Origin of the sequence: Vibrio sp. RM-69-4, from assembly GCF_024743775.1 — a bacterium.
GTDB lineage: Bacteria > Pseudomonadota > Gammaproteobacteria > Enterobacterales > Vibrionaceae > Vibrio > Vibrio anguillarum.
Genome location: NZ_JAMQXI010000076.1, coordinates 179,793 through 204,098, shown reverse-complemented (window position 1 = coordinate 204,098; position 24,306 = coordinate 179,793). Strand labels below are relative to the sequence as shown.

20 protein-coding genes are annotated in these 24,306 nt (G+C 46.8%); 9 read left to right on the top strand and 11 right to left on the bottom strand.

The window, feature by feature from the left end:
* Positions 1-6: 6 nt before the first annotated feature.
* The 3 genes from NB504_RS13040 to NB504_RS13030 all read right to left on the bottom strand — a co-directional run bounded on the left by NB504_RS13040 (position 7) and on the right by NB504_RS13030 (position 2,027).
* Positions 7-690 (bottom strand): ChrR family anti-sigma-E factor, encoded by a 684-nt coding sequence (locus NB504_RS13040; protein WP_019282325.1) that lies wholly within the window; start codon positions 688-690, stop codon positions 7-9.
* The gene (locus NB504_RS13035) at positions 687-1,289 is read right to left on the bottom strand and encodes an RNA polymerase sigma factor (RefSeq protein ID WP_013856164.1); all 603 of its coding nucleotides are present in this window, start codon (positions 1,287-1,289) and stop codon (positions 687-689) included. Before NB504_RS13035 ends, NB504_RS13040 begins: the two co-directional genes overlap by 4 nt.
* A 162-nt stretch (positions 1,290-1,451) precedes the next feature.
* Entirely contained in the window at positions 1,452-2,027 is a 576-nt protein-coding gene (locus NB504_RS13030) for an LON peptidase substrate-binding domain-containing protein (protein WP_026029151.1), read from the bottom strand.
* Positions 2,028-2,357: 330 nt separating this feature from the next.
* Between NB504_RS13030 and NB504_RS13025 the strand changes: the two genes are divergently transcribed.
* From NB504_RS13025 to csdA, 4 genes are all read left to right on the top strand, one after another.
* Positions 2,358-3,146 (top strand): outer membrane protein OmpK, encoded by a 789-nt coding sequence (locus NB504_RS13025; RefSeq protein ID WP_064625829.1) that lies wholly within the window; start codon positions 2,358-2,360, stop codon positions 3,144-3,146.
* A gap of 103 nt (positions 3,147-3,249) precedes the next feature.
* Positions 3,250-4,140, top strand: coding sequence for a 2-dehydropantoate 2-reductase (gene panE, locus NB504_RS13020; RefSeq protein WP_258429040.1), 891 nt, complete (start codon positions 3,250-3,252; stop codon positions 4,138-4,140).
* Positions 4,137-4,736 carry a DJ-1 family glyoxalase III gene (locus tag NB504_RS13015; protein WP_258429039.1) on the top strand — a complete coding sequence of 200 codons (600 nt, stop codon included), beginning with the start codon at positions 4,137-4,139 and terminating at the stop codon, positions 4,734-4,736. The genes panE and NB504_RS13015 overlap by 4 nt, the downstream gene beginning before the upstream one ends.
* Positions 4,736-5,947 carry a cysteine desulfurase CsdA gene (gene csdA / locus NB504_RS13010; protein WP_258429038.1) on the top strand — a complete coding sequence of 404 codons (1,212 nt, stop codon included), beginning with the start codon at positions 4,736-4,738 and terminating at the stop codon, positions 5,945-5,947. Before NB504_RS13015 ends, csdA begins: the two co-directional genes overlap by 1 nt.
* A 32-nt stretch (positions 5,948-5,979) precedes the next feature.
* Here csdA and csdE read toward each other — a convergent pair whose 3' ends face one another.
* From csdE to NB504_RS12990, 4 genes are all read right to left on the bottom strand, one after another.
* Positions 5,980-6,411 (bottom strand): cysteine desulfurase sulfur acceptor subunit CsdE, encoded by a 432-nt coding sequence (gene csdE / locus NB504_RS13005; protein ID WP_258429037.1) that lies wholly within the window; start codon positions 6,409-6,411, stop codon positions 5,980-5,982.
* 5 nt (positions 6,412-6,416) lie between these two features.
* Positions 6,417-7,226 (bottom strand): tRNA cyclic N6-threonylcarbamoyladenosine(37) synthase TcdA, encoded by an 810-nt coding sequence (gene tcdA, locus NB504_RS13000; RefSeq protein WP_013856157.1) that lies wholly within the window; start codon positions 7,224-7,226, stop codon positions 6,417-6,419.
* Positions 7,227-7,316: 90 nt separating this feature from the next.
* On the bottom strand, positions 7,317-8,420 hold the full coding sequence (mltA, locus tag NB504_RS12995; RefSeq protein ID WP_013856156.1) for a murein transglycosylase A: 1,104 nt from the start codon (positions 8,418-8,420) through the stop codon (positions 7,317-7,319).
* Between the two features lie 69 nt (positions 8,421-8,489).
* Entirely contained in the window at positions 8,490-8,957 is a 468-nt protein-coding gene (locus NB504_RS12990; RefSeq protein ID WP_013856155.1) for a DUF2850 domain-containing protein, read from the bottom strand.
* A gap of 151 nt (positions 8,958-9,108) precedes the next feature.
* Here NB504_RS12990 and argA point away from each other — a divergent pair, with 151 nt between their 5' ends.
* Both argA and NB504_RS12980 read left to right on the top strand, forming a co-directional pair.
* A complete protein-coding gene (argA, locus tag NB504_RS12985) occupies positions 9,109-10,446 on the top strand; it encodes an amino-acid N-acetyltransferase (RefSeq protein WP_026027647.1) in 1,338 nt (445 codons plus the stop codon).
* Between the two features lie 257 nt (positions 10,447-10,703).
* The gene (locus NB504_RS12980; protein ID WP_013856153.1) at positions 10,704-10,883 is read left to right on the top strand and encodes a hypothetical protein; all 180 of its coding nucleotides are present in this window, start codon (positions 10,704-10,706) and stop codon (positions 10,881-10,883) included.
* A gap of 114 nt (positions 10,884-10,997) precedes the next feature.
* On the opposite strand, the gene recD is transcribed toward NB504_RS12980, so the two are convergent.
* The 4 genes from recD to NB504_RS12960 form a co-directional block, all read right to left on the bottom strand.
* Positions 10,998-13,124 carry an exodeoxyribonuclease V subunit alpha gene (gene recD / locus NB504_RS12975; RefSeq protein ID WP_258429036.1) on the bottom strand — a complete coding sequence of 709 codons (2,127 nt, stop codon included), beginning with the start codon at positions 13,122-13,124 and terminating at the stop codon, positions 10,998-11,000.
* Positions 13,121-16,738: an exodeoxyribonuclease V subunit beta gene (gene recB, locus NB504_RS12970; protein ID WP_405054812.1), complete on the bottom strand. Its 3,618-nt coding sequence runs from the start codon at positions 16,736-16,738 to the stop codon at positions 13,121-13,123. Before recB ends, recD begins: the two co-directional genes overlap by 4 nt.
* Before the next feature lie 273 nt (positions 16,739-17,011).
* Positions 17,012-20,455 carry an exodeoxyribonuclease V subunit gamma gene (recC, locus tag NB504_RS12965; protein WP_258429035.1) on the bottom strand — a complete coding sequence of 1,148 codons (3,444 nt, stop codon included), beginning with the start codon at positions 20,453-20,455 and terminating at the stop codon, positions 17,012-17,014.
* Between the two features lie 98 nt (positions 20,456-20,553).
* Entirely contained in the window at positions 20,554-21,570 is a 1,017-nt protein-coding gene (locus NB504_RS12960; protein ID WP_013856149.1) for a TDT family transporter, read from the bottom strand.
* Between the two features lie 117 nt (positions 21,571-21,687).
* On the opposite strand from NB504_RS12960, the gene NB504_RS12955 reads away from it, so the two are divergent.
* The 3 genes from NB504_RS12955 to dapD all read left to right on the top strand — a co-directional run bounded on the left by NB504_RS12955 (position 21,688) and on the right by dapD (position 24,258).
* Positions 21,688-22,581, top strand: a complete 894-nt coding sequence (locus NB504_RS12955; RefSeq protein ID WP_013856148.1) for a LysR family transcriptional regulator — start codon at positions 21,688-21,690, stop codon at positions 22,579-22,581.
* A 97-nt stretch (positions 22,582-22,678) separates the two neighbouring features.
* On the top strand, positions 22,679-22,978 hold the full coding sequence (locus tag NB504_RS12950) for a YebG family protein (RefSeq protein ID WP_010318120.1): 300 nt from the start codon (positions 22,679-22,681) through the stop codon (positions 22,976-22,978).
* A gap of 248 nt (positions 22,979-23,226) precedes the next feature.
* Complete coding sequence (dapD, locus tag NB504_RS12945) at positions 23,227-24,258, top strand: 2,3,4,5-tetrahydropyridine-2,6-dicarboxylate N-succinyltransferase (protein WP_013856147.1); 1,032 nt, start codon at positions 23,227-23,229, stop codon at positions 24,256-24,258.
* Positions 24,259-24,306: the final 48 nt, after the last annotated feature.

Genomic DNA, 24,306 nt, shown 5'->3' with positions numbered 1-24,306 from the left:
TATGGACTACGGATAGAGACCTTTACCAAATAAGTTAAAAACTCTCGCAACACCTTGCGTAAACAGCATCGGCTCAGTTAGCACCGTTAAGCATAAACAATCTTCATCCACTTTGGTAAATGGGCTGTGTTTAATACTCGCATCTCTTTGAATGAAATCACCCACTTTATAATGCCCATCTTCATCACTGAAGCCACCATGGAGCACCAAGGTCGACTCAACCCCTTTGTGTGTATGCTGAGGGATCTGCACGTTGTGATTGATGTACATCAGGTTCATGCGAGAGTCTTCAGCAATATCTAGATGGGCACTAAAAACTTTACCACCATAGCTGCGCCACTCGCCTTTAAAACGAATCAGTTGGCTCAGTGTACTAGGCAGCATCACAACGCGATCATTGACTTTAATTTCTATCGGCTCAGGCTTACGCAAGGTCGATGGGTGTAGAGTATCCAGCGCCGTGATCGTTTCAAACATCTGGTTTAAATGATCATCATTAGAAACGGCTATTCTTTGTTGCGGCAACGATTGGCTCAGCAATGCTTCGGCGGCCCGAGTTTCTAAGTATTGAACCTGTTGACGACACTGAGTACAAAGTTCAAGGTGAGTGGCAATCATAATGCCATGCGCCGCATCAATTGAACCATTGGCATACTGCTGCAGTACTTCGTTGCTTGGATGGTGGCTCATAATTGCTCCGCTTGAATAGAATGTCTAAGTTTTTCAACGGCTAGTCGTAAACGCGATTTGACAGTACCGAGAGGAATATTGAACATCTCCGCAACCTGCTGCTGGGGCAGTTCTTCAAGATACACCGCCTTCACGATGGCTTGCTGAGCTTCAGGCAACAACGCCACAAACTTTAATATTTGCTCTTTTAACATGTCATGTTCAGGACAATAATGTTCAACCAAATCAGGTGGGCAGTAGTCAGTTGGCCAAATATCATCGGCATAAACATGTAACTCTCGTCCGCGCTGCTTACGCAGGAGATCAAAACACAAATTGCGTGCAATCGTGTAAACCCACGTCGAAAGCGAACTTTTTCGGTTATCGAATAGATGCGATTTCTGCCACACCGTGGTCATAGTTTCTTGCACCATTTCTAACGCCACTTGCTCACTGCCTACATGCTTAAACGCAAACTGTTGTAAGCGAGGAGAGAAATAACGAAACACTAAGGCAAACGCCTGCTTATCACGTTGCTTGACACGTTCCATGCATTCAGCCCAGTCTTGCTTGGTGTAGCTTGGGCTTAGCGACACACTATGCTGAGAATCACTGCTCATGCTGCGCTTTTCCTTTAGGAGTAACCGTTGTTATTGGCATACAGTAGCCATAAACCTTTATACGTGAGTAATGCATACATCGATCACTCGTCGTATTCTTTTTTATGCAGAGCCACTACTACAGAGCGACTTCTCGTTTAAGTTTACTACACGCTTTCAAAGTTAGTGTGAGACTTCGATTACCTGCAATAAAAAGTCAACCGCACTGTGCGCGTCATCCTGCCTCATTAAATCATCAAATTGTTGAATCGAGATAGGGAGCAGCTCTAGCCATCGCTGCGCCACCCAACTGGCATCATCAAAAAAACAGTGCGAATAGAGCTCGCCAAGCTGAGGGAATTGCTGATAAACCGCTTGTAGCTGGTGGCTTAAATACCATTCGTGAGGTTCTAAATCTCTTACTGGCCAACTGGGCAATGACGTGACCTGAGCAACTCGCAGGCCATCAAATTCGCTCACTACTGACTCTATTTTAAAGCGCTCCATTCCCATCACGGTTAATCCTAACATCCCATTGTCGAGCGCTTCAAAATCAACAATCTTAACCAACATCCCAAATTTAGATAACTGATTTGCTTTATTGCCTTTTTTGTTATCAATCAAACAAATCCCAAATGTAGAGTCAGACTGGCTGGATTGAGTGACCATCCTCTTATACCTTGATTCAAAGATCCGTAGCTTCATTTTCCCTTCTGGTAAAACGATTGAAGCTAAAGGAAACAGCATCAATTTCTTCATCATTCATCACTCTTCATCATGCCCGTCAATAAATACGTTGAAGATTACAAAACGATCACTAACTAAAAATGTTGGTTTATCGATTTGCATAAAACAATACCAAAGCAAACGTTTAAGTGATTAAAATCACATTAAAGATGCAAACGAACGAAATATTAATTTAGTTCCGCGCAAATATTCATTATCGTGACTTAAGTCACCAAATTTGTTCACTTTTGCATTCGCAATCACTTTTAATTGAGATTTTTATCGTTATTATTCGGGCCAATTGAACGCACATCAGAAATATACGTGTGCTGAATTATGACAAAACATAGAGAGTCCCCCCTTATGCGTAAATCACTTCTAGCTCTAGGCCTAATGGCTGCAACTTCTGCTCCAGTTATGGCCGCTGACTATTCAGATGGCGACATCCATAAAAACGATTACAAATGGATGCAATTTAACCTAATGGCTGCAATCGATGAATTACCAGGTGAGTCATCACATGATTACTTAGAGATGGAATTTGGCGGCCGCTCAGGGATTTTTGATCTGTACGGTTACGTTGATATCTTTAACCTGCTAAGCAACCCAAGCAGTGACAAAGAAGGTAAAGAAAAAATCTTTATGAAATTTGCACCTCGTATGTCACTAGATGCACTTACAGGTAAAGATTTGTCTTTCGGGCCAGTGCAAGAGTTGTATGTCTCTACGCTAATGGAATGGGGTGGTAACTCTGGCGTTAACACTCAAAAAGTGGGCCTTGGCTCTGATGTGAATGTGCCTTGGCTCGGTAAAGTAGGTTTAAACCTGTACGGTACTTACGATTCAAATAAGAAAGATTGGAATGGTTTCCAAATCTCAACCAACTGGTTCAAGCCTTTCTACTTCTTTGAAAACGGCTCATTTATCTCTTACCAAGGTTACATCGATTACCAATTTGGTATGGAAACAGGTAAAGGATACGCAACATCTAGCGATGGCGGTGCTATGTTTAACGGTATCTACTGGCACTCAGACCGCTTTGCTGTGGGTTACGGTCTAAAAGGTTACAAAGATATCTACGGTATCAAAGATACTGATGCCTTCAAGTCAACTGGCTTTGGTCACTACCTAGCTGTGACTTACAAGTTCTAATCGAACCTAAGTTTTGGCTAAATGGCGCTCTCGAGCGCCATTTTTATTGCTTTCCATTTCTACCTCATTATCCTTGGCGCAAAGTCAACAATGGAGAGGTTTTATGAATATCGTCGTGCTTGGGCCAGGCGCAGTTGGGTTGCTTTGGGCGACAAAGCTGCATGCTGCTGGACACCGCGTTTCATTATGGGGCAGACAAGCTCAATCTTCACTTTCCATTGCTTTAGATAAACAGGCGTCTATTACCCTGCCCTGCAATGATCACAGCGCGCTCTGCCATGCCGATCTCTTACTGATTACCGTTAAGGCTTGGCAAGTTGAGCAGGCGCTCACTCCACTGCTGAAGACACTCAATCGTGACACCATTTTGCTATTTATGCACAACGGCATGGGCGCGCTTGATTCGATGCAGGATCAACTGAATGACTTTCCTATTGTGCTTTCAACCACCACGCACGGTGCACTCAAGCCGTCAATGAATCAAGTATTGCATACTGGCAAAGGCGTAACTCAATTAGGGGCTTACAACGCCCAAGGCAAGCAGTGTCAGTTTCTAGTGGATGTACTACAGCATACATTGCCAGACGTAATGTGGAATAACACGATTGAAGAAGCACTGTGGCATAAGCTTGCAATTAACTGCGCGATTAACCCGCTCACCGCATTAGAGCAATGTCGCAATGGTGAGTTAGCCGATGAACGCTTCCAACGGCCGTTGGCAAATATTGTTGCAGAAGTCGCCGATGTCATGAGCGCAGAAGGCTTTGCGATCACTCAATCATCACTGCTTGCTAAGGTTAAGCAGGTGATTCAAGCCACAGCCGAGAATTATTCATCAATGCATCAAGATATTTTTTATCAACGCAAGACTGAGATAGACTTTATTACGGGCTATTTACTGAAGAAAGCAGAGCAACATCAGCTCGCAACACCAGAAAATAGTAAGTTATATCACGCTATTCAACAGATAGAACACAGCTGGAAAAGCCAATGAGTAAACGAATTTTAGTCCCGATAGCAACAGGCTGCGAAGAGATGGAAGCGATCACCGTGATTGATATGATGGTCAGAGCTGGCTATCAAGTCGTGGTTGCCAGCGCTAATCTCGACGGGCAATTGATGATGAAAGCCTCACGCGGAGTGACATTAACCGCAGACTGTAAACTGCTGGATGTGATCGATGAAGAGTTTGACGTGATTGCGCTGCCCGGTGGCGTTGGAGGCGCTGAGATCTTTCGTGACAATCCAGTGCTAATCGAAATGCTCAAGCAACAGCATAACCATGGTCGATGGTTGGCGGCTATTTGTGCCACGCCAGCCTTAGTTTTGCAACATCATCAGTTTTTCCCGCAAGCGATCATGACAGGGCACCCGGCTTTTCGCGATCATATCCCCACTGATTTATGGCGAGATCAACGCGTAACCATCGATACAAACCATCAATTAATCACCAGCCAAGGGCCGGGAACAGCACTTGAGTTCGCGATGGAGATCATCATATCACTCTCAGGTAAAGCACACGCATGGTCAGTTGCACAGCCAATGGTGACACAGGCAGCATTGAATTATCACAAGTTAGGTGAGCAATAATGTTTGACGTGCAGACCATTCGCGACCAATTCCCCGCGCTCAATCAAGCCGTGGATGGCGAGACTCTGATTTATCTAGACAGCGCCGCTACCACGCAAAAGCCGCAAGTGGTGATAGATGCCATTAGCCATTACTACAGTACGCAAAATGCCAATGTACATCGTGGTAGCCATCGCTTAACGGCCAAAGCGACCAGCGATTTTGAAGCGGCGCGTGACGCTATGGCTCAATTTATTGGCGCATCATCTCGCAAAGAGATTATTTGGACTCGCGGAGCGACCGAAGCGATCAACCTGATCGCGCAGACTTACGCACGTAATACATTGCAAGCCGGTGATGAGATTCTGGTCAGTGAAATGGAACACCACGCCAATATAGTGCCTTGGCAAATCGTCGCGGCTCAAACCGGAGCAAGCGTCGTCAAAGTCCCCATCACGCCAGAGTGCCACTTTGATCTTGAGGCTTTTCAAACACGATTATCGAGTAAAACCAAAATTGTCGCCCTAGCCCATACCACCAACGTAACGGGTACGCGCCAACCGATTGAAACTGTGATTAAACTAGCGCACCAAGTCGGCGCGGTGGTCGTGATTGATGGCGCGCAAGGAATTGTGCATGAAACTGTCAACGTGCGCGAACTCGACGCCGACTTTTATCTCTTTTCTGGGCACAAGCTTTACGCTCCCGCTGGCATTGGCGTTCTGTACGGAAAATTAGCGCTGCTTGAAACAATGCCTCCATGGCATGGCGGCGGCAAGATGGTAGAAAAAGTCTCGTTTGAAGGCACAACATTTGCCGAACTGCCGGGGAAATTTGAAGCAGGCACACCGAATGTCGCAGGGGCGATAGCCCTTGCCAAAGCAATCGAATGGTTACAAAACTGCAATCGGGCGGCCGTAGAAACTCACCTGCATAGATTGCAAGCACGCACTTATCAAGCTCTGCAACAGCTCGATGATATTCGCGTGATCGGCTATCAACCGAATGCCAGTATTCTCAGTTTTGTGATGGATGGCGTTCATCATCAAGACATAGCCACCTTACTCGATCAGCAAGGCATCGCGGTTCGCTCTGGCCATCACTGCGCTCACCCATTAATGGATGCGCTCGGATTAACTGGCACCGTGAGAATCTCGTTTGGTATTTACAATACCGAACAAGAGGTTGAACAGTTGATCGCCGCCATCACTAAAACGGTTGATATGCTGTAATAATTCCCCCTTTCATCAAAAGGGGGAGATGCTCAGCTTGGATCGATATTTTTTATCTTATCGACAATGGCTTTAAGGCCATTACCACGTGAAGGACTTAAATGGGCAATCAAGCCTATTTTTTCAAAATAAGCATCCACATCAAACGCTTGAATTTGTGCGTAGGTCTTGCCGTTATACGCAGCAAGGACTAAAGCAATTAAACCACGCACAATCCGCGCATCCGAATCGGCACAGAAAGACCATATTCCTTGGTGCTCCTGCCCCACTAACCATACTTGACTCTCGCAGCCTGCAACACTGACTTGCTGCGATTTCAAAGCATCAGGCATCGCGGGCAATAACTTCCCCCACTGGATCACTTGTCGATAGCGATCTTCCCAGCCAGTAAAATTTTGCATGGTTGCCACAATCTCATCAGCGCTAATCTCACGACCAAAGGGGGAGGCAGGAAAAGGAGTCATTAACGTTACACCTTATGTTTCTGAATTAACTTTTCAACAATGCGTGCTACGGCAACAAAACCAAAGGTTGCGGTAACAACCGTCGCAGCGCCAAATCCGCTGGCGCAATCCATCCGCTTTGGCCCTTCTGCGGTTGATTTCACCGCGCACACACTGCCATCGGCTTGCGGATATTTGAGCTGCTCTGTCGAGAACACGCAATCAATACCAAACTTACGCGCAGGGTTTACAGGGAAATTATGGCGATGACGAAGCGTATCTTTGAGTTTTTTTGCCAATGGGTCTTGAATCGTTTTGGTTAAATCCGCGACCTTGATTTGAGTTGGGTCAACTTGACCACCCGCACCACCGACGGTAATCACTTTAATTTTATTGCTACGGCAATAAGCCAGTAGTGAAGCTTTCGCTTTCAAACTGTCTATCGCATCAAGCACGTAATCGAACGTTTGACTCAAATAGTGGTGCTGGTTATCTGGCGTGATAAAGTCATCAATTAAGTGCACCACACACTCAGGGTTGATGAGCTTGACCCGCTCGGCCATCACTTCAATCTTACTTTGCCCAACCGTACCGCTCATCGCATGGATTTGACGGTTGATGTTGGTGACGCACACATCGTCCATATCAATCAGCGTTAACTCGCCAATGCCGGTGCGCGCCAATGCTTCGACTGCCCACGAGCCAACGCCACCGATACCAATCACACACACATGCGCAGCACGCAGTATTTCAACCTCACGATTTCCATAAAGGCGACGAGTGCCTCCGAAGCGTTGGTTGTAGCTATCTGAAGCGGGGGTATCGAGTTCACGCATAATTAAAAGTCCGATTGAAAGCGATAGAAAAATAAAGAGTGCGATTTATACGCACTCTTTATTTAAAAGTCTAGGTCGAAACCTGTGTCACTATTGTAGCTTTTCAGGCGGCAATGCCCAAGGCGCTTGTGTGGCTGAGTTTTCTAACCCCAGTTTCCAAACGCGACCAAAATGTTTGTAATGCCCAGCTTCCGTTCCGGCGCGCTCGCCCATGCCATGGTACAGATCGAGGTGGTTATCTTTTACCGCGCCGCCCGTATCTAGCACAATCAACATTCTCAACTGATGAGCGCCACTCCATGTACCATCTGCATTGAGCAGCGGCACTTCTGCTAAAATAGGTGTGCCCATTGGAAAGATGGAACGATCTCCGGCCACCGATGCCATCGGCAGTAGTGGAATACCGGCAGAGCCAGTGACAGGGGCTGCCGCTTTGGGCGCAAAAAAGACATAGGAAGGATTTTGCTCTAGCAGCTCTCTCACCGTCGGTTCATCATTGGCTAGCACCCATTCCTTGATCGCTTTGAGTGACATTTTCTCTCGTGTCACTTCACCTCGTTCAATCAAGACTTTGCCAATACTGATGTAGGCTTTGTTATTCTTACCCGCGTAAGCGAAGTACTCAAGCGTATCGTCATCTTCAAAATGCACAAAACCACTGCCTTGCACCTCCATAATGAAAGGGTCAATCAGGTTCGCCGCATAACCTAACTCAAGCCCTTTTTCAGCTAACGCACCATCATAAATTTGCGCACGCGTTGGGCAATCTGCCGAACATTCAGGCAAACCAAATACGGGATATTTGAATATTTCATCCGGTTGATGGCGAAGCTCCATTACCGGAGAAAAATAGCCAGTGAAAAGCACATTACCTTTTTTATCGCCACCACCAAGCTGCGCCGCTTGTATTCCAAAATTCGCCAAATCTTGTGGATCACCACTTTGCAAAATCCATTCACTGATCTGTTGATACAAAGGTTGATAAATCGCTGCCATCGACGCCGAGCGAGTCACCACTTGTTCGCTCTGTTTGGAAAATTGCGTAAAGTCACGTGGCGTATTGGACTGCACCGTGTCTACTTTGTTGAGCGCTTTAGAGAAATCACCATCCAAATATTGCTGAGCACGGTCGGTTGGTTGCGCACAACCAAACAGCAGCAGTACTGCCGCAAGAGGAAAAATTTGCTTAATCACAGAAGTTATCCGTTATTTGAGTTGCTAAAAGCATGACAAACTCGCGCCTAAACCGCAATCAGCGAATTGTTAACGGAGGTTTTTTTGGTATTTCCCTGACAATCGGAAGGTTGGATTGTAGTGCGACGACGACATTTGTGTCATTTCGGTATTGTTATCATCACGCATTTTGTAACGATAGCTCGTATCACCAATCTGGTATTCTAAAAAATGACCATCAAACTCAAATGAAGTGGTGAGTACTCGGCCACTACTGATCACGCCTGCTTTCCCCAATTCAATTCGTTTGGCTGAATAAGGGGCAACATACTGCTCAACCCAAACCCCATACACCTCATCCTTTGGCGAAAAATAGTTTTCCAACCGAGTAAAGAGATCACCGTATAGCGACGCTACGGAAAGCAAGCCAATCATCACAACCAGCATCAAGCCTCGTTCAATGTACTTACGTCTTCGCAAGTTTGTGAACTGAGGCGTAGCCGTAAGGCCTACGTTTTTTGTCATTTTCATGCGACTCAACTCGTTGGTTTTGGCCATATTTCGCCTTTATTGGCAAGCAGTCTAACGTGTCCTAAATCAGAGATAAAATCGGCGATTGAATAATTGCACCAAACTCAAAAAACCACTTGCCGATACGTGAATAAAAAGTCATTATTTGAACATATTTAAACACCAAGGTACTCTCAGAGTGAAAATTCGCAGTACAGCTCTCGTTAAAGGATTTAGACAATCTGCTCCCTATGTTAACGCTCACCGTGGTAAAACCATGGTGATCATGCTCGGCGGTGAAGCGATTGCCGATAAAAATTTCGCTAATATCATCAGCGATCTCGCACTGCTGCATAGCCTTGGTGTCAAAATTGTTTTGGTGCACGGTGCTCGCCCACAAATCAACCAGATTCTGGCGACACATCATTGCTCCACTCCTTATCACAAAGGCATTCGAGTCACTGATGAGGAAGCGCTCAGCTTAGTCATGCAAGCCGCGGGGCAGCTCCAACTCGCTATCACAGCACGCCTTTCAATGAGCTTAAATAACACGCCAATGGCTGGTACTCAGCTTAATATCGTTAGTGGCAATTTTGTTATCTCTCAACCATTAGGTATAGATGATGGTGTCGATTATTGCCACAGTGGCCGCATTCGCCGTATTGATATTGAAGGCATCAACCGTATGCTTGACCAAGGTTCGATCGTGCTACTGGGGCCTATTGCGAGTTCCGTCACTGGCGAATGTTTTAATTTGCTCTCTGAAGAAGTAGCCACACAAGTCGCAATACGCCTAAAAGCAGATAAGCTGATCGGTTTTTGCTCAGAGCAAGGCATTATCGATGAGCAAGGCAACGCGATTGCTGAACTGTTCCCATCTGATGTTGAAAGGATAATGCAGCGTATTGAAGCAGATACCGACCAAGTTCAGGATAATAGCTCAGGTACCTCACGCTTTCTGCGTGCCGCCGTTTCAGCGTGCCGTGCAGGTGTGCCACGTAGCCACTTAGTCAGTTACAAACAAGATGGTGCTTTGATCCAAGAGTTGTTCTCTTTTGACGGGATCGGTACTCAGATTGTCATGGCAAGTGCCGAACAAGTCCGTCAGGCACAGATCGATGATATCGGCGGAATTTTCGATTTAATCCGCCCGTTAGAAGAACAAGGAATATTAGTACGGCGTTCACGTGAGCAGTTAGAGCAAGAGATCCACAAATTCACGATTATTGATAAAGATGGCTTATTGATTGGTTGCGCCGCACTTTACCCTTACCCAGAAGAGGGCATGGCAGAAATGGCGTGTGTCGCTATTCACCAGGAGTATCGGGACGGCAACCGCGGTTTATTGTTACTCAATCACATGAAGCAACAGGCAAAATCGATGCGTTTAGATCGCCTCTTTGTTTTGACAACGCACAGTTTGCATTGGTTTAGAGAACAAGGTTTTTATGAAGTCGGTGTGGAATCGTTACCGATAACTAAACAGAGTTTGTACAACTATCAACGCCGTTCAAAAATTTTAGTACTGACGCTCTAACGTCAGGATATTGTATTTATTCGTTAAGTTATGGTGAATAGTTTATCTTTGATCAAGTGCAAACGTTTTCATTATTTTGTATACAAAATAAGCGCTTTATTTAACTTAATATTATGTGTAGAATCCGCCGACATCATTAATGATGTACATTTAATGAACAACACAGGAACTTGGCTTTATACCGATTGGTCAGATACCAGTAGGTCGGCTTGCACGGATTGCTTTTACTACGACACGTACTTAAGAGCAAAAATTCTATGAAAACTGTTATTTGTAACTCACTTCAAAGCTTTTGGGATATGGCTGATAACCAATTCCTTGAAGGCCAACATGTGCATTGCGTATTTCCCGTTAACGACAAGCTACGAGTCTTTATACTCAGCTCGCAAGATCGTTATAAAATCAGAAACATCTCTTTTACTCATGCTTTCGCATAGCAGCACACTAAATCAGTAATTGAGCTTCCCCTAAACAACGGAATGAATTCAACATACCATGTAAACTTCAAACTGTGTGGGGACTGCTCAAACTCGTTTATCCTAGTTGCTGATTTACGCTAGTCTCTTGTCTAATCTCGTAACTAAGCCGCTGGCTCGCTGCGTTTTTATCTTGAGCCCTCGTTTCATCGTTCCCATGTCAGCAAAAAGCATCAGCTGCTTCTTGGCGCGCGTAATGCCAGTATAGATAAGCTCTCTGGTCAATATCGGGCTAAAATCAGGCGGTAAAATCATCAGCGTTAGATCAAACTCACTGCCTTGTGATTTATGAATGGTCATCGCATAGGCTGTTTCGTGCTCTGGTACGCGGTTTGGTAAAATAGCTTTCACGCTACCATCTGGCAGCTCAAAATACACCTTCAAACGCGGTTCTTGCTCGCTCGTATCAAGCATGCATATGCCGATATCACCATTATACAAACCCAGCCCATGATCATTACGCGCCACCATCACGGGTCGGCCGTGGTACCAAATCTCATCTTGAGTCTTGATCAACTTACGTGCGACCAGCGCACGTTCAATACGTTGATTCAAACCACTTACCCCAAAATCCCCTTCACGAATAGCGCAAAGCAAACGGCATTGATTAAAGCAATCCAATACGGCTTTGGCTTTTTGGGCTTGAGTTTCCGCAGTATAAGCACCAGAACTCTCGATGCGCGTGAGATAACGGCCATACTCCTTGACTAAGGTTTTCAGCATTAGGTTATAGCTTTCACTGCTGAGTGAGTGGTGCGTAATATCAGCATAATTACGTTTTAACACCTCATCCACCATAGCCACTTGCCCAGCATTGATCGCTTTTGCTAATTGACCAATGCCTGATCGGACATCAAAGCGGTAGCTTTTTTGCAGCATGCATAAGCTGTCTGAAATCGGGCTTGCGTTAGGGTGTGAATGAGCAATCAGTGTTTGATAGCCTGTTAACTTAGCTAGGTACTCGCTGTGCGCTCGGCTGTAGCCTAAGGTCAAAAATGAACAAATGTCCCCCAGCACAGCGCCCGCTTCGACTGACGCGAGTTGGTCTTTATCACCCAGTAAAATCAAGCGTGCGTGTTTGGGTAATGCCTCGATTAACTTGACCATCATCGGTAAATCGACCATCGATGCTTCATCAACCACCAATATATCCAAATGCAACGGGTTACGCTGATGGTGACGAAACTCAACACTGTTAGGTATGACGCCCAATAAACGGTGAAGAGTGCTCGACTCGGTGGGAATCGCCGCTTTCAACGCCGGCTCAACCGCCAGTTCAGCCACCGCTTTACCGATCGATTCCGTTAAACGTGCCGCAGCTTTACCCGTTGGTGCGACCAATTTAATGGTGGGCGTCTCACCTTGCTGTTGGGCTTGGGTAATCAAAGCGGCTAGTAATTTGGTAACCGTGGTGGTTTTACCGGTTCCCGGCCCGCCAGAAATCACGGCAAAGCGGCGTGTCAGTGCCACTGCCGCTGCGACTTTTTGCCAGTTGATGCAAACGCTTTGCGGGATCAGCGTCTCTAATGCTTCGAGTTCTTTCGCCGTACGTGCTTGGCTAATGACTTGATCAATCTCATTCCAATTAAGTTCATCGGCGTTGACCACATCCAGAAAATCACACACTTGTTGCTGGCGTGCTGATGCATTGGCTGTCTCTGGCAATTGGCGAAGCGCATGGAGCAGAAAGTGGTATTGACGCGCAAACAGTGTATCGAGCAGCAATTTTAGCTTTTGGACATCAGTAGGCTTTAGGCTCATGGGTGTCCCAAAGCTGATTAAACGCTGTGCTAAGGTAACTTCATAATGCCAATAACGGTGTAGGTATAAACGTTGCCCATCAAACATTAAAGGCACCGCTTCCCCTTGTTGTCCGACTAAGTCTGAACGGTTGAGTAGCCAAGGCCAATCAATCGCCAATAGGTGCTGATTGACCGCCAATGCTGCCTCACCAAACAAGCCTAACTTAGCCGCGAGATCAACACCCTGCGCCGTAGAAGCATCCACTAAAGGTAAGCAGATATGTCCCTTGGCCAATTCAGCACTGACCACCGCGGCAATAAATCCGAGCGCTTGGCTATGTTCAGCGCCAAGTTGCTGCTGGCTTTTTTGTTCGATAAAACGCGCGAATTGGTAATCTAACTGACGCATAGCGCCTTTTTCCGCTAACTGCTTAAGCGTTGTCATTAGCGTACTGCTCATAAATCTAACTCCATTTGCCCTGCATCGGTCGCGCGAGTATCTACGGTTTCTCCATCAATCAATCTGTCCATCTCATCAAGCAGTTCAAAGCTCGGTTTGGTTGAGAAAATCCCATGCTCAGACTCGCCATCCATGCCGCGCAAAAAGAGATAATAGACTCCGCCAAAATGGCGATGGTAGTCATAGTTTGCTAGACGGCTGCGTAAGAATCGATGCAGCGCCAATGCGTAGAGTTGATATTGTAAATCATAGCGATGCTCTGCCATCGCCGCTTTCAAACGCTCGCCATGATAGGCGCTCACATCATCCCCCAAATGATTCGACTTCCAGTCCAGCACGTAATACTTTCCTTGATGCTCAAACAGCAAATCAATAAAGCCCTTCAGCATGCCCTGCACAGTGTAAAAACCAAGATCTCCAGCTTTAGCCGACAGTGGATCATGGCGTTGAATGACACGGTTCAGTGCAGGAGCACTCAGTACTTCTATCGGTAATAGAAATTCCATTTCAACCAAGCGCTGAGTGACGGTTTTTTGGTTCAAACGCAACGTTTTGCCATCTAAAGGTGTCTGTAACACGGTATCGACCAGCGTTTGTAATACTGGTAACCATTCAATATCGATTTGTTCTCGCACCAGTAAATCCAGTATCACTTTGTGGTTAGCATCGCTGCTAGCAGGCTCAGTAAACTCAACCTCTTCAAAGAGAGAATGCAAAAAAGTACCGGGCGTTGCACCGCGTGGAAAAGTGAAAATGGAACGTTCTGGCTCAACCAGTAAAGCTTCCGCTTGCTCATCAGCAGAGTCGATATCAAAGCCTGAGACTTCTAAACTCGCGTCGTGGCTAGCGTGTTTCACACCTTGTTTTACCAACCCAGAATAGCTGGTCATTCGCCAAAAACGGTCAATCTGCGCTTGCAGTGTTTTGGCACTCAATACCGGCGTCTCGACGCTCAACGCTTTAAACGGCTCTGGTTGCTCGGCTGGTGGCTCAGAAACACGAATGTATTGATTAGATTGAGCGTGCAGCGCAGCGTTAAGATCGGCAATGCCTGCGGCTTGACCATTTTGCAGCAGATAGCCAATGGCACTTAAATGCACACCGGTTGGATCTTTGGTGGAGCGGCCATTACGCAGCGGCGCAATGCCGATAAAACAGCCATACACAGCACGAGTCAGCGCTACATAAATCAAGCGCAGATCTTCCGCAAGCCGCTCTTTATCTGCTTGCTTGAGAGAAGCTTCACTGGCGGTAATATCCAGTACAGTTTCCTCATTCACGGCATCATGATATTTGCCTTCACTTGCCTCTCGATAGCTGACCACAAACGGCAGAAACACTAAGTCGTATTCCAAACCTTTCGATTTGTGGATAGTGACGATCTGCACCAAGTTGCGTTCGGATTCCAAACGTTGAATTTGATCATCACGGCCCCCTAGGCCATGCTCGGCGTCACTGATAGCTTGTGCTAGCCAGCGCAGCAAACCGTGATCGCTATCAATCTCTTGTCGCGCTTGCTGTAGTAGCTCACCGATGTGCATAAAATCGGTCAGTGAGCGCTCACCTTGCGGCTCTTCCAACCAACGTTCAGCGACGTGACGTTTGCTCATCACACTGCGCAACATAGGAAGCACGCCGCGCTCAAGCCACAATTGGCGATATTGTTTAAATTCGTTAACCGCGTTTTCCCATACCGATTCGTCGTTGTTTAAATCATCCAAGCTGGCAGCATCTAAAGCGAAAAGTGGTGAGGCCAAACAAGCCCGCAAGGCGCGATCATGTTCAGGAGTCAGTACTGCTTGCAATAGACGCTGTACATCTTGTGCTACCTCGCTGCTAAAAACACTATCGCGGTTCGAGAGATAAACACTGGCAATGCCTTGCGTGGCGAGCGCCTCTTTCACCATACGACCTTCATTACCCGTCCGTACTAAGACTGCGATGTCACCGGCTTGCACGCTCTTTTGCCCTTTAGCAGTATCAAAGTACGCTTGTTGATGCTGCGCGGCGCTCAAAATACTCTGAATTTGGCTGGCGCACGCTTTGGCCATGCATTGCAGGTATTCGCCTTTTGGCAACGGGCTGTCTTGCGTTTCTTGCAGCCAATAGGTGAGCGCTGGTTGCACGGTTCCGTTAAGCCACCATTGACGCTGCTGCGCATTTGGACTGGCTTCAACGGGTAAAAAGGGAATGTCTTGGTCGTAGATAAAAGCACTATCAGGCGTACTAAAAATCTGATTGACGGCATTGACCATATTCGCGCTAGAACGCCAGTTGGTCCCCAAGGTGTAGTGTGCGCTCACCTGTTTACGCGCTTTGATGTAGGTAAAAATGTCTGCACCACGAAACGCGTAAATCGCTTGCTTTGGGTCGCCAATCATAAACAAACCGCATTCAGCCTTAGGCAGATAAATGCGGCTAAAAATACTGTATTGCAGCGGATCGGTATCTTGGAATTCATCGATCATCGCAACGGGGTAAAGGCTGCGAATCCGCTCAGTCAGTATGCCCAGCTCATCATTATCTATCGCGGCAGAAAGCTGAGTGAGCAAATCATCAAACGATAACCACTGCTTTTGTGCTTTCGCTTTGGCAAGCATGGCTCGGCAATGAGTAATAGCGTGCGCCAGAAGTGGCGCTTCTAAGCTGATGGGTTGTTGCAAAAAGAGCTCAATGGTCGTGAACAGCGCATGTTGCGGGGGTTGACCTTTTTTCGACTTAGCCTCCAACGCGCTTTGTGCAAACTCTTGTAATTCGCTCGGTAGGTTCAATTCATGCTGCGGGTTGCTCGCCCACAACGCTAACCCTTCTAGCCGTTTCAGTAACGCTTTCTTGGTTGCTGCATGCAAATCTGAAGCTTCAATGCACGGCGGTAAATCATCGCATGAATCAAGCCACTGCTTTTTTAACGACTCTATGCGTGACAGGCACGATTGATAAAGCGCGCTTAAATCGCCACTCATCGCTTCAACAGAGAGCGTTAGCGCCGAGCCAGTTAAATAGCCACTGATTTTTTCAAGCAGCGCCGCTGGTGATGACCATAAACGGCGCACTTCCGCAGCAAGCTGAATCGACAACGGATAGAACTGACGACGCCAATAATCCGCGACCACTTGCGCTTTTAGATGGCTTTCATCGGTCACAAATTCGTTATTAAAACGGCTTCCCGATTCAAACGCATTTTGGGTGAGCATACGCTGGCAAAAGCCGTGAATGGTATAGACTGCCGCTTCATCCATCTGCCGTTCCGCTTGCAGTAATATTTGCGCCGCTTGCTTGTGATGACTAGTTTGCTCAAGTAGCGGTTTGATAACAGGGTCATCACTGAAACCGCGCGAAAAAGCGATACGCGCCTCATGAATGCGCCGCCGAATACGGTCACGAAGCTCAGCAGTGGCAGCTTCCGTAAAGGTCACCACTAGAATTTGATCGACCGTCAGTGGCACTTGATGACGTGACTTTGCATCACCATGCCCAAGTAACAGGCGCAAATACAAACCTGCAATGGTGAAGGTTTTACCTGTGCCCGCCGACGCTTCGATAAGCCTTGCACCGTGCAGCGGGAACGTAAGGGTATTTAATGGTGTTGTGACCGTAGCCGGGGTCATACTCATAAACAGTTAGCCTTTGAATACGCAAGCGAATGTGATCGCGCTTGAATAATGGTATGAATAATCAAAATAAGTTTATAAATTAAGACGTTGTGAGATCTTTCTCACGGTTCGCCAAACGGGCAGCCTTTACTATCCGCGCCACGTGTTTCGTCAATCTCACGATGATGCGAACCAACCAAATCATGGTCCCTCTGACCTGTGGCCGTACAGAAAACGCCCTACACAATAATGATTGACTGGCGGCCACTTTACTTTCCAAGCAGTTATCCATCGCTAAACATCCTGCGCCACTTGAACCCACAATCGTGGCCCTTGCATCACCAACGTTGCCAATAAACGCACCTGCTCAGCTAAGGCTTCATTCCACTGCGGCCAAATACGCGCGATGTAAACATTGCTTCCTTCACCGTGGCTCATGTAACTTTCATTAAAGGTATCGGCCATTTTCTTGAGCGATTTATCGCGATCATCAACCCATTGACCACGGCTGAAGCCAGCTTCCACACAGGCTAACGCGGTTTTTGGAAAGTAAGCGAGCGGCGCTGTCATACCTTGATAAAACAAACCCACCAGTTCTGCGAGCAACGCTTTGGCTTGTTCGGTATCGGGCATGGGCGGATAAATAAAATGCTGCACACCTTCTTTACGATCGTAGCCCATCAAATGAGTAGGTTGACTTTCGCCCATCGCCGCTAGTGAGAGATGATCAATCCACGCGGCTAAATAGTCCTGCGCGCGAATCGAACCACTGCGGTAGCGCACTAAACCGGATTGATAGCGCTTAGTCAGCCACCCCGTCAGTTGTACGTTTTTGCCTTCACCAAACAATTCAAATCGCAGATCGATCTCTTGGTCATCAAGTGGCGAATGGCATAAGAAAGCGATTCTTTGCGCCAATTCTTGTGCTTGCACGCGATTAGTTTCAAATTCCAAGGATCCAAAAGCACCAATCGGTAACTTTCCTTGCGCGCGCTGCTGGTCGATGAATCTCTCAAGGGCATGCGGTGAATTGGGTTGATCAAGCAGCAACTCTAGCAGTTCATCGCGTAACTGGTAGCTCTCTAAGCCATTTAAGACAAAAGGTTCATCATCTTCCATTACCGGTAACGGAGGCTCGAACGTCACTTTAAGGCGACGGTTAAAGAAATATTGCACAGGCAAACGCCAAAACCGTTGCAGCTCAACCAGATCTAAACTGACAGGAAAGCTCGCCCCTTGTAAATAATCGCTCAGGGCGAGATTAAACTCACCACTGGCTCGCCCTTGCCGACTGGCGGCAGGTAGCCACTCTTTGGCATAGCTACCAGTTTTACTCAAAAAAGCATTAGGGCTAAAAGGCACCATGGCGTGAGTGGTCGTTAAAGCACAGGCTAAATTTTTGGCCGATTGATCGCTGCCAAGCGCTTCATCCCCGACCAAACAGTAGTTTTGTTGGCAATACTCTAAAAGCTCAGAGACCAACACTGAAGGAACGCGTTCGGTATTATCTTGAATTGAGCGTCCGACGTAGCTGATGTACAAGGTTTGCTGCGCCGAGAGCATCGCTTCTAAGAACAAATAGCGGTCATCGTCACGCCGCGAGCGATCGCCAGCGCGGGTGCGACCGTTCATCAAATCAAACCCTTCGGCTGGCATAGTGCGCGGGTAAACGCCATCGTTCATTCCTAGTAAACAAACGGTTTTAAAAGGGATGGAACGCATTGGCATTAAAGTACAGAAATTGACTTGTCCCGCCAGAAAACGCTGGCTGATGCGCGTACCTGACAATTTGTTTTGCAAATATTGAGTAATAATACTTGGCGCAAGTGCTTGCTCATAACCGGCCTCGGCCAGTTGATCTTTTAACTGCGACAAGGTGTCGCGAATCGACTTGAGTGCGAGCTCCCCTTCCAGCTCAACCTTGAAAAAAGCGCCAAGCATCTCACCGAGCAAGCGGCGCCACTCGTCCACGCTTTGGGTTTGCGCTAACTGCTCGCGGTAATGGCTCACTTGCTGAATAAAGTGCGCTAATTTACCCGCCAACTCAGCGTTCATGCCTTGCACTTCATTATAAGGCGCGAGCGTCACTTCGCCTTGCGTAAATAAACCTGCTGAGGCAGGCATGGCATAACCAAGTAACATGCGCTCAATCCCGAATTGCCAAGTATTTTGCTCGGTCTGTGGCAACTCAAATTGTTGCGCGGTGCTCGCATTGAGCCCCCAGCGAATGCCTGACTCTTCTACCCACAATTTGGCTTGCGTAAAGTCTTGCTCATTAAGCTCAAATTTTGCCATCATCGCCGGAGTTTCAAGCAGCTCTAATAACTCTGATGCTAGGCAGCGAGAATCGGGTAAATGCACTAATTGCATAAATGCCGCTAAGATCGGGCTCTCTTGATCTGCCGTACGGTCTGAAATGGAGTAAGGAATAAAGCGCTCACCCGGCGCGTTACCAAATACTGCCGCAATGGCTGGGCTGTAGGCATTGATGTCCGCCACCATCACAATAATATCGCGCGGTTTCAGTTCAGGGTCAGCATCAAACATTGCCAGCAATTGATCGTGCAACACTTCCACTTCTCGCATCGGGCTATGGCAAGCATGAAGAGTGAGCGATGGATCATCCAAAGCAATCACTTGTTTGTGGTCGCTACTGTCCAGTTGACTATCATCTCGATGCTCTTGCAAATGTAAAATGTCGGCCTGCAACTGATGCAATAAGTTATCGCGTGGCAGATCAATAAAAAATTCGTGCTCTTCATTTTCCGTTTGGGAGAGCAAAAAAAGATTATCGCGCCCAAGTTTCCCCATCGAGGCCAATAACTCATTGCCAACCGCAGCTTCGGTATGCAATTCATCCACGAGGTTAGCTTCAATGTCACCTTTAAGCGGCGAGCGTTGCCCTTCAAACTGAATCTCATCACCTTGTAAGGCGAACGTTTTACGTTGCTGACTGTGCAGTCTGGCGAGCGTTTTTCTATCTCGAAGATCGCCCCAATAATGCTGACAAGGGTTGGTAAACATCAAGTGAACATCAATCTGCTCACCCAACGCTTTGAGTGCATCCATATAACGAGGCGGCAGTGACGAAATACCGAAAATAAACAAACGTTTGGGCAGTTTGGTTAAATCACCCGAGCCACGCGCAAGCTGATCAATAAAACTTTGATAGAGATTGGCACGGTGGTAGTGCGACTGGCCTTGATCTAGCGTGTATTGATATAAGGCTTGCCATAATATCGGCTGCCATGGATGCTCATCACCAATCTCGCTCACGTCATCGCCCGCCTCCCACTTGGCAATCCAATCGGGGCGGTAGACTAAATAACCATCAAAAATATCGGCAATTTTCTCGGCCAACTGATAGAGCTTGGAATGGTCATCATCCTGTTCAAGATAACGCTGCAGAGGAGCAAAGGGTTCGAGAGTGAGCAAGGTTGGCAACAGATGCATCAGTTTCCACGTCATCGCTTCTTTGTTAAAAGCGCTGCGCTTAGGTACATCAGGTAGCACTTTAGTAAACATGTCCCAGATAAAGGTCGCCGGTAGAGGAAACTCAAGGTTCGCCGCCACACCGAGCTCTTTCGCTAAGGCCATTTTGAGCCATTGCGACATCCCCGGGCTTTGCACCAAGATCTGCTCTTTCTCAAAGGGGTTGGCTAACGGTGCACTTTTGATCAAATGCACGAGTAGGATCTTTAAGGTATCGACTTTATTGGAATGGTAGACAGTAAACAAAATGCACTCACGCTTTTCTTGTCACAATAAGGACTGAGATTAGCATAAGTGCATTCTATACTTGAGAATTTTATGTTTTGAATTGCCTAAACTGCAGGCTATTTCATTTCACAGTTCAATGCGTGTTCATCTTGCTCTTCTAGCTCATTCATGCTGCTGAGTAGCACGCGATGAGGTTGATAGAAATTTAAGTAACGAATAGCAACATAACCCACCACAATAGTTGCCACAATCAACTCTAACCCAGCTAACCAATGCACTTGCTGTACATACTCAGCACTCACCCCAACGGTTTCCATCCAATGTGTGAGTTTAAATAGCGCCGTTGCACCAATCACCATTGGGAAGGTAAACGCTGCGTAGCCTGGGCTAAAAGGCAAGCGTAATAATTTAAAGAAAGCTAAGTAGATAATCGTTGTCATTAACACGGCAATACCAAATAAAATGCCGATAATCACTGGCGATGGGTTAGCCGTGACAGTTAAGTAACCAGCCAATGAGAGGCTCGCTGGCGCCGCCAAAATAGCCATAGTTGGTTTTGCTGCATCTGGAACTTCATGTGTGAACATAAAACGGTAAATCATCATCGGCAGCATCACCGCATAAGCGACTAAACCGAACATCATGGTTGCATTTGCGATTGGTGCAAGTGCTGGGTTTCCAGAAAACGCCACGTCGGCCACAATAATACCCACAGGTGGAACGAACCAACTTGGCACCATGTGGTGAAGTTCAAAAGACTGCGCACGATGGTACAAAAAACTGACCAAGAAGATGATGTGTAAACCCACAGCAAATAGCCATAACGCATCACCAGCCATTGGGTAAAAATGGCCTAATGAATTGGAAACCACCATGGTGCCCATCGCAAAAGTAGGCACAACACTGCCCACGACCGGATGAGCGAGATCTTGGCGTAATAAGTGGCCATGAAAGAGAAATTTAAACGCAAGAACCACCAGTAACACGCTGGCAATAACGGCCCCACTTAATTGTCCATAACCTTGTAATGGTGCAAAGTTTTCCCAACTCCAACCCAAGCTTGCGATGCCTAGAGCTAAACCCGCCATAGGGGTTGGCGCACCCATAACTTTCGCTTTTGCTGCTCGAATCATATTGACCTCTCATCAGAACTAACAAAGTAGTTGTTCAATGTCGCTATCATACGCTTGCCTTTTGTTCTGATATATCTAAATATATAGAACACACGTTCAGATTAATTAAACAAAATTATGGCTGCCAATATTTCTCTTAAGCAATTGAAAGTATTCACTTCGATTACGCAACATAAAACCTTGACCCAAGCCGCAGAGGCGCTGTTTTTGTCAAAAGCGGCCGTGAGCATGTCACTGTCTGAACTGGAAAAACAGCTTGGGCATGCGCTGTTCGATAGGGTCAATAACCGTTTAATCCTCAATCAAGAGGGACAAAAACTGTTGCCGCTCGCCGATGAACTGCTAAGCCGTGCGAGCAACATTAACCAACTGTTTGACAGTGAGCAAACCCTCGCAGGCCAATTGCGCATTGGCACCAGTGATACGATTGGCAACCATGTTGCGCCTTATCTACTCAGTCAATTTCGCCAGCAAACCCAACACATCTCGCAAAGTTTGTTTATTTCCAACTCGGCGCTGATTTGCCAAAAGTTGGTCGATTACGAACTGGATCTTGCGTTGATTGAAGGAAAAACACTGCACCCAGAGCTGATTTCAACGCCTTTTTCACACGATGAAATGTGTATTATTTGCGCACCCGAACATCCACTCACAATGATAAATCAGCTCACCCTAAATGATTTCGAACAGAGCCAATGGGTATTGCGCGAAGCGGGTTCTGGCTCGCGAGAGTTTTTCTTACGGGCTATCGCACCACGACTTGAGCAGTGGCATGAAGCCTTTGAATTGAATACCACTGAAGCCTTAATCAACAGTGTTTCGGCAGGGTTAGGTTTGGGTTGTTTATCCACCCTTGCTGCGCATTCAGCACTGCAAGATGGCCGGGTTAAAAGACTCGATGTTCCGCTGGACATGAAACGCCGTTTTTGGCTATTGGTGCATAAAGAAAAATACCAAAGCCCACTGCTCAAACACTTTATTGAATTTTGTTATCAATGGAACAAAGAGTAGCCATCCACCTCTCACTTTTTCCTGCTCACCTAGACTTCATGGTTTAAAAACTGTATAAACAGCCAGTAGAATTAATGACTAAGTTAGAGGATTAACCATGGCTGTAATCGTCAAGTACGTGGTGGAACGCAACGGAGAAGAAAAGATGACTTTTACCTCTAAAGCAGACGCTGACGCTTATGACAAAATGCTCGATATGGCAGATGAGCTTTTCGAACTGTTAGGGAAAAGTGAGTTGCTAGAAGATGAAGCCAAGCAAGAAGCTTTGGCGATGTTCTTAGCGCAAAATAAAGAAGAAGTGCTTTACGCACTTGGCGCAAAGCGCAAGCCTGCACCGGCTAAGCCTAAAAAAGCCAAAGCGGTAAAAGACGAAGCACCAGAAGAAGATGCAGCTTAAGGCGATTAAACGCTTAACTTAAGATAATAGAACGTGAAAAGACCGCTGCTTCGTCAGCGGTTTTGTATTTCTGTCTAAAGAAATACATCGCTAAAAAGACAAAAGGTATCGTTTTACGGACTTTCTCCCCTTTTGCCCTTTCCTACCCCTGCCTCACTCTTTATGATGCTTGATAAATCGAGTGCGCCGCAATGATGCTCAACCTACGCTGGCGAGCGCATCAATAGTGACAACATGGAGATATCAAAATGGCTTACTTTGCACTTGCCTTTGGCACGGCAACCAAAAACCGTGATGGAAAAATTATTGAAGCGTTTTTTCCAGCGCCAATTCTCAACCCAAGTGACGCACTAGTAAGCGAGCTTGCTCAAGTCTCTGGTTATGGCGAAGGCAACCAGTATATCGACATCTCAACTGAGCAAAGCGCCCAACTCGCCGCGATATTTGCTCGACATGATCAGGCTAACAATGCCAGTTTTGCCGATAAAGCCGCTAACGCCTCACAACCACTGGTGCTGGTTATTTTAGCTTCCGACCAACAGCCTCAATCGGTCGCTGAAGGTTTTTTGAAGCTACAACTGATTTCACACCGTTTAGTGAAACCACACGGTACTGTGCTTGATGGTATTTTTGGCCTGCTGCACAACATCGCATGGACCAATGAAGGCCCTATCGACCTACCTGAACTAGCGGATCGTCAAATTGAAGCTCGCCTTGCAGGCCGTGCTTTAACGGTAGATTGTGTCGATAAATTCCCGAAAATGGTTGATTACATTGTCCCAGCGGGCATCCGTATTGCGGATACCTCGCGCGTTCGCCTTGGCGCGCACGTGGGCGAAGGTACCACTGTGATGCATGAAGGTTTTATCAACTTCAACGCTGGTACAACAGGCGTGAGCATGGTTGAAGGGCGTATTTCTGCTGGTGTAGTTGTTGGTAATGGATCGGACATCGGCGGTGGCGCTTCTATCATGGGTACGCTTTCTGGCGGCGGTAAGGTCGTGGTCTCTATCGGTGAAAACTCACTGCTTGGCGCAAATGCAGGCTTAGGTTTCCCACTCGGCGATCGCTGCACGATAGAATCAGGTTTATATGTAACTGCTGGTACTAAAGTGCGTATGCTCGATAACCAAGGCCAAGAAGTGGAGATCGTTAAAGCACGTGATTTAGCTGGTGTATCGGATCTACTTTTCCGTCGCAACTCGATCACAGGTCAAATTGAGTGTTTAGCCAATAAATCAGCCGTTGAACTGAACAGCATGCTGCACAGCCATAACTGATCCAGTTTTTCTGATAAAACGGCTTGGCGATGTGCCAAGCCTTTTTCT

Coding starts and splice junctions, on each gene's coding strand:
- NB504_RS13025 (WP_064625829.1), top strand. CDS start 2,358: ATGCGTAAATCACTTCTAGCTCTAGGCCTAATGGCTGCAACTTCTGCT.
- NB504_RS12960 (WP_013856149.1), bottom strand. CDS start 21,570: ATGATTCGAGCAGCAAAAGCGAAAGTTATGGGTGCGCCAACCCCTATG.
- panE (WP_258429040.1), top strand. CDS start 3,250: ATGAATATCGTCGTGCTTGGGCCAGGCGCAGTTGGGTTGCTTTGGGCG.
- NB504_RS13030 (WP_026029151.1), bottom strand. CDS start 2,027: ATGAAGAAATTGATGCTGTTTCCTTTAGCTTCAATCGTTTTACCAGAA.
- csdA (WP_258429038.1), top strand. CDS start 4,736: ATGTTTGACGTGCAGACCATTCGCGACCAATTCCCCGCGCTCAATCAA.
- recB (WP_405054812.1), bottom strand. CDS start 16,738: ATGAGTATGACCCCGGCTACGGTCACAACACCATTAAATACCCTTACG.
- tcdA (WP_013856157.1), bottom strand. CDS start 7,226: ATGCGTGAACTCGATACCCCCGCTTCAGATAGCTACAACCAACGCTTC.
- NB504_RS12955 (WP_013856148.1), top strand. CDS start 21,688: ATGGCTGCCAATATTTCTCTTAAGCAATTGAAAGTATTCACTTCGATT.
- NB504_RS12990 (WP_013856155.1), bottom strand. CDS start 8,957: ATGGCCAAAACCAACGAGTTGAGTCGCATGAAAATGACAAAAAACGTA.
- NB504_RS13015 (WP_258429039.1), top strand. CDS start 4,137: ATGAGTAAACGAATTTTAGTCCCGATAGCAACAGGCTGCGAAGAGATG.
- NB504_RS13035 (WP_013856164.1), bottom strand. CDS start 1,289: ATGAGCAGTGATTCTCAGCATAGTGTGTCGCTAAGCCCAAGCTACACC.
- NB504_RS12950 (WP_010318120.1), top strand. CDS start 22,679: ATGGCTGTAATCGTCAAGTACGTGGTGGAACGCAACGGAGAAGAAAAG.
- csdE (WP_258429037.1), bottom strand. CDS start 6,411: ATGACTCCTTTTCCTGCCTCCCCCTTTGGTCGTGAGATTAGCGCTGAT.
- dapD (WP_013856147.1), top strand. CDS start 23,227: ATGGCTTACTTTGCACTTGCCTTTGGCACGGCAACCAAAAACCGTGAT.
- recD (WP_258429036.1), bottom strand. CDS start 13,124: ATGAGCAGTACGCTAATGACAACGCTTAAGCAGTTAGCGGAAAAAGGC.
- NB504_RS12980 (WP_013856153.1), top strand. CDS start 10,704: ATGAAAACTGTTATTTGTAACTCACTTCAAAGCTTTTGGGATATGGCT.
- NB504_RS13040 (WP_019282325.1), bottom strand. CDS start 690: ATGAGCCACCATCCAAGCAACGAAGTACTGCAGCAGTATGCCAATGGT.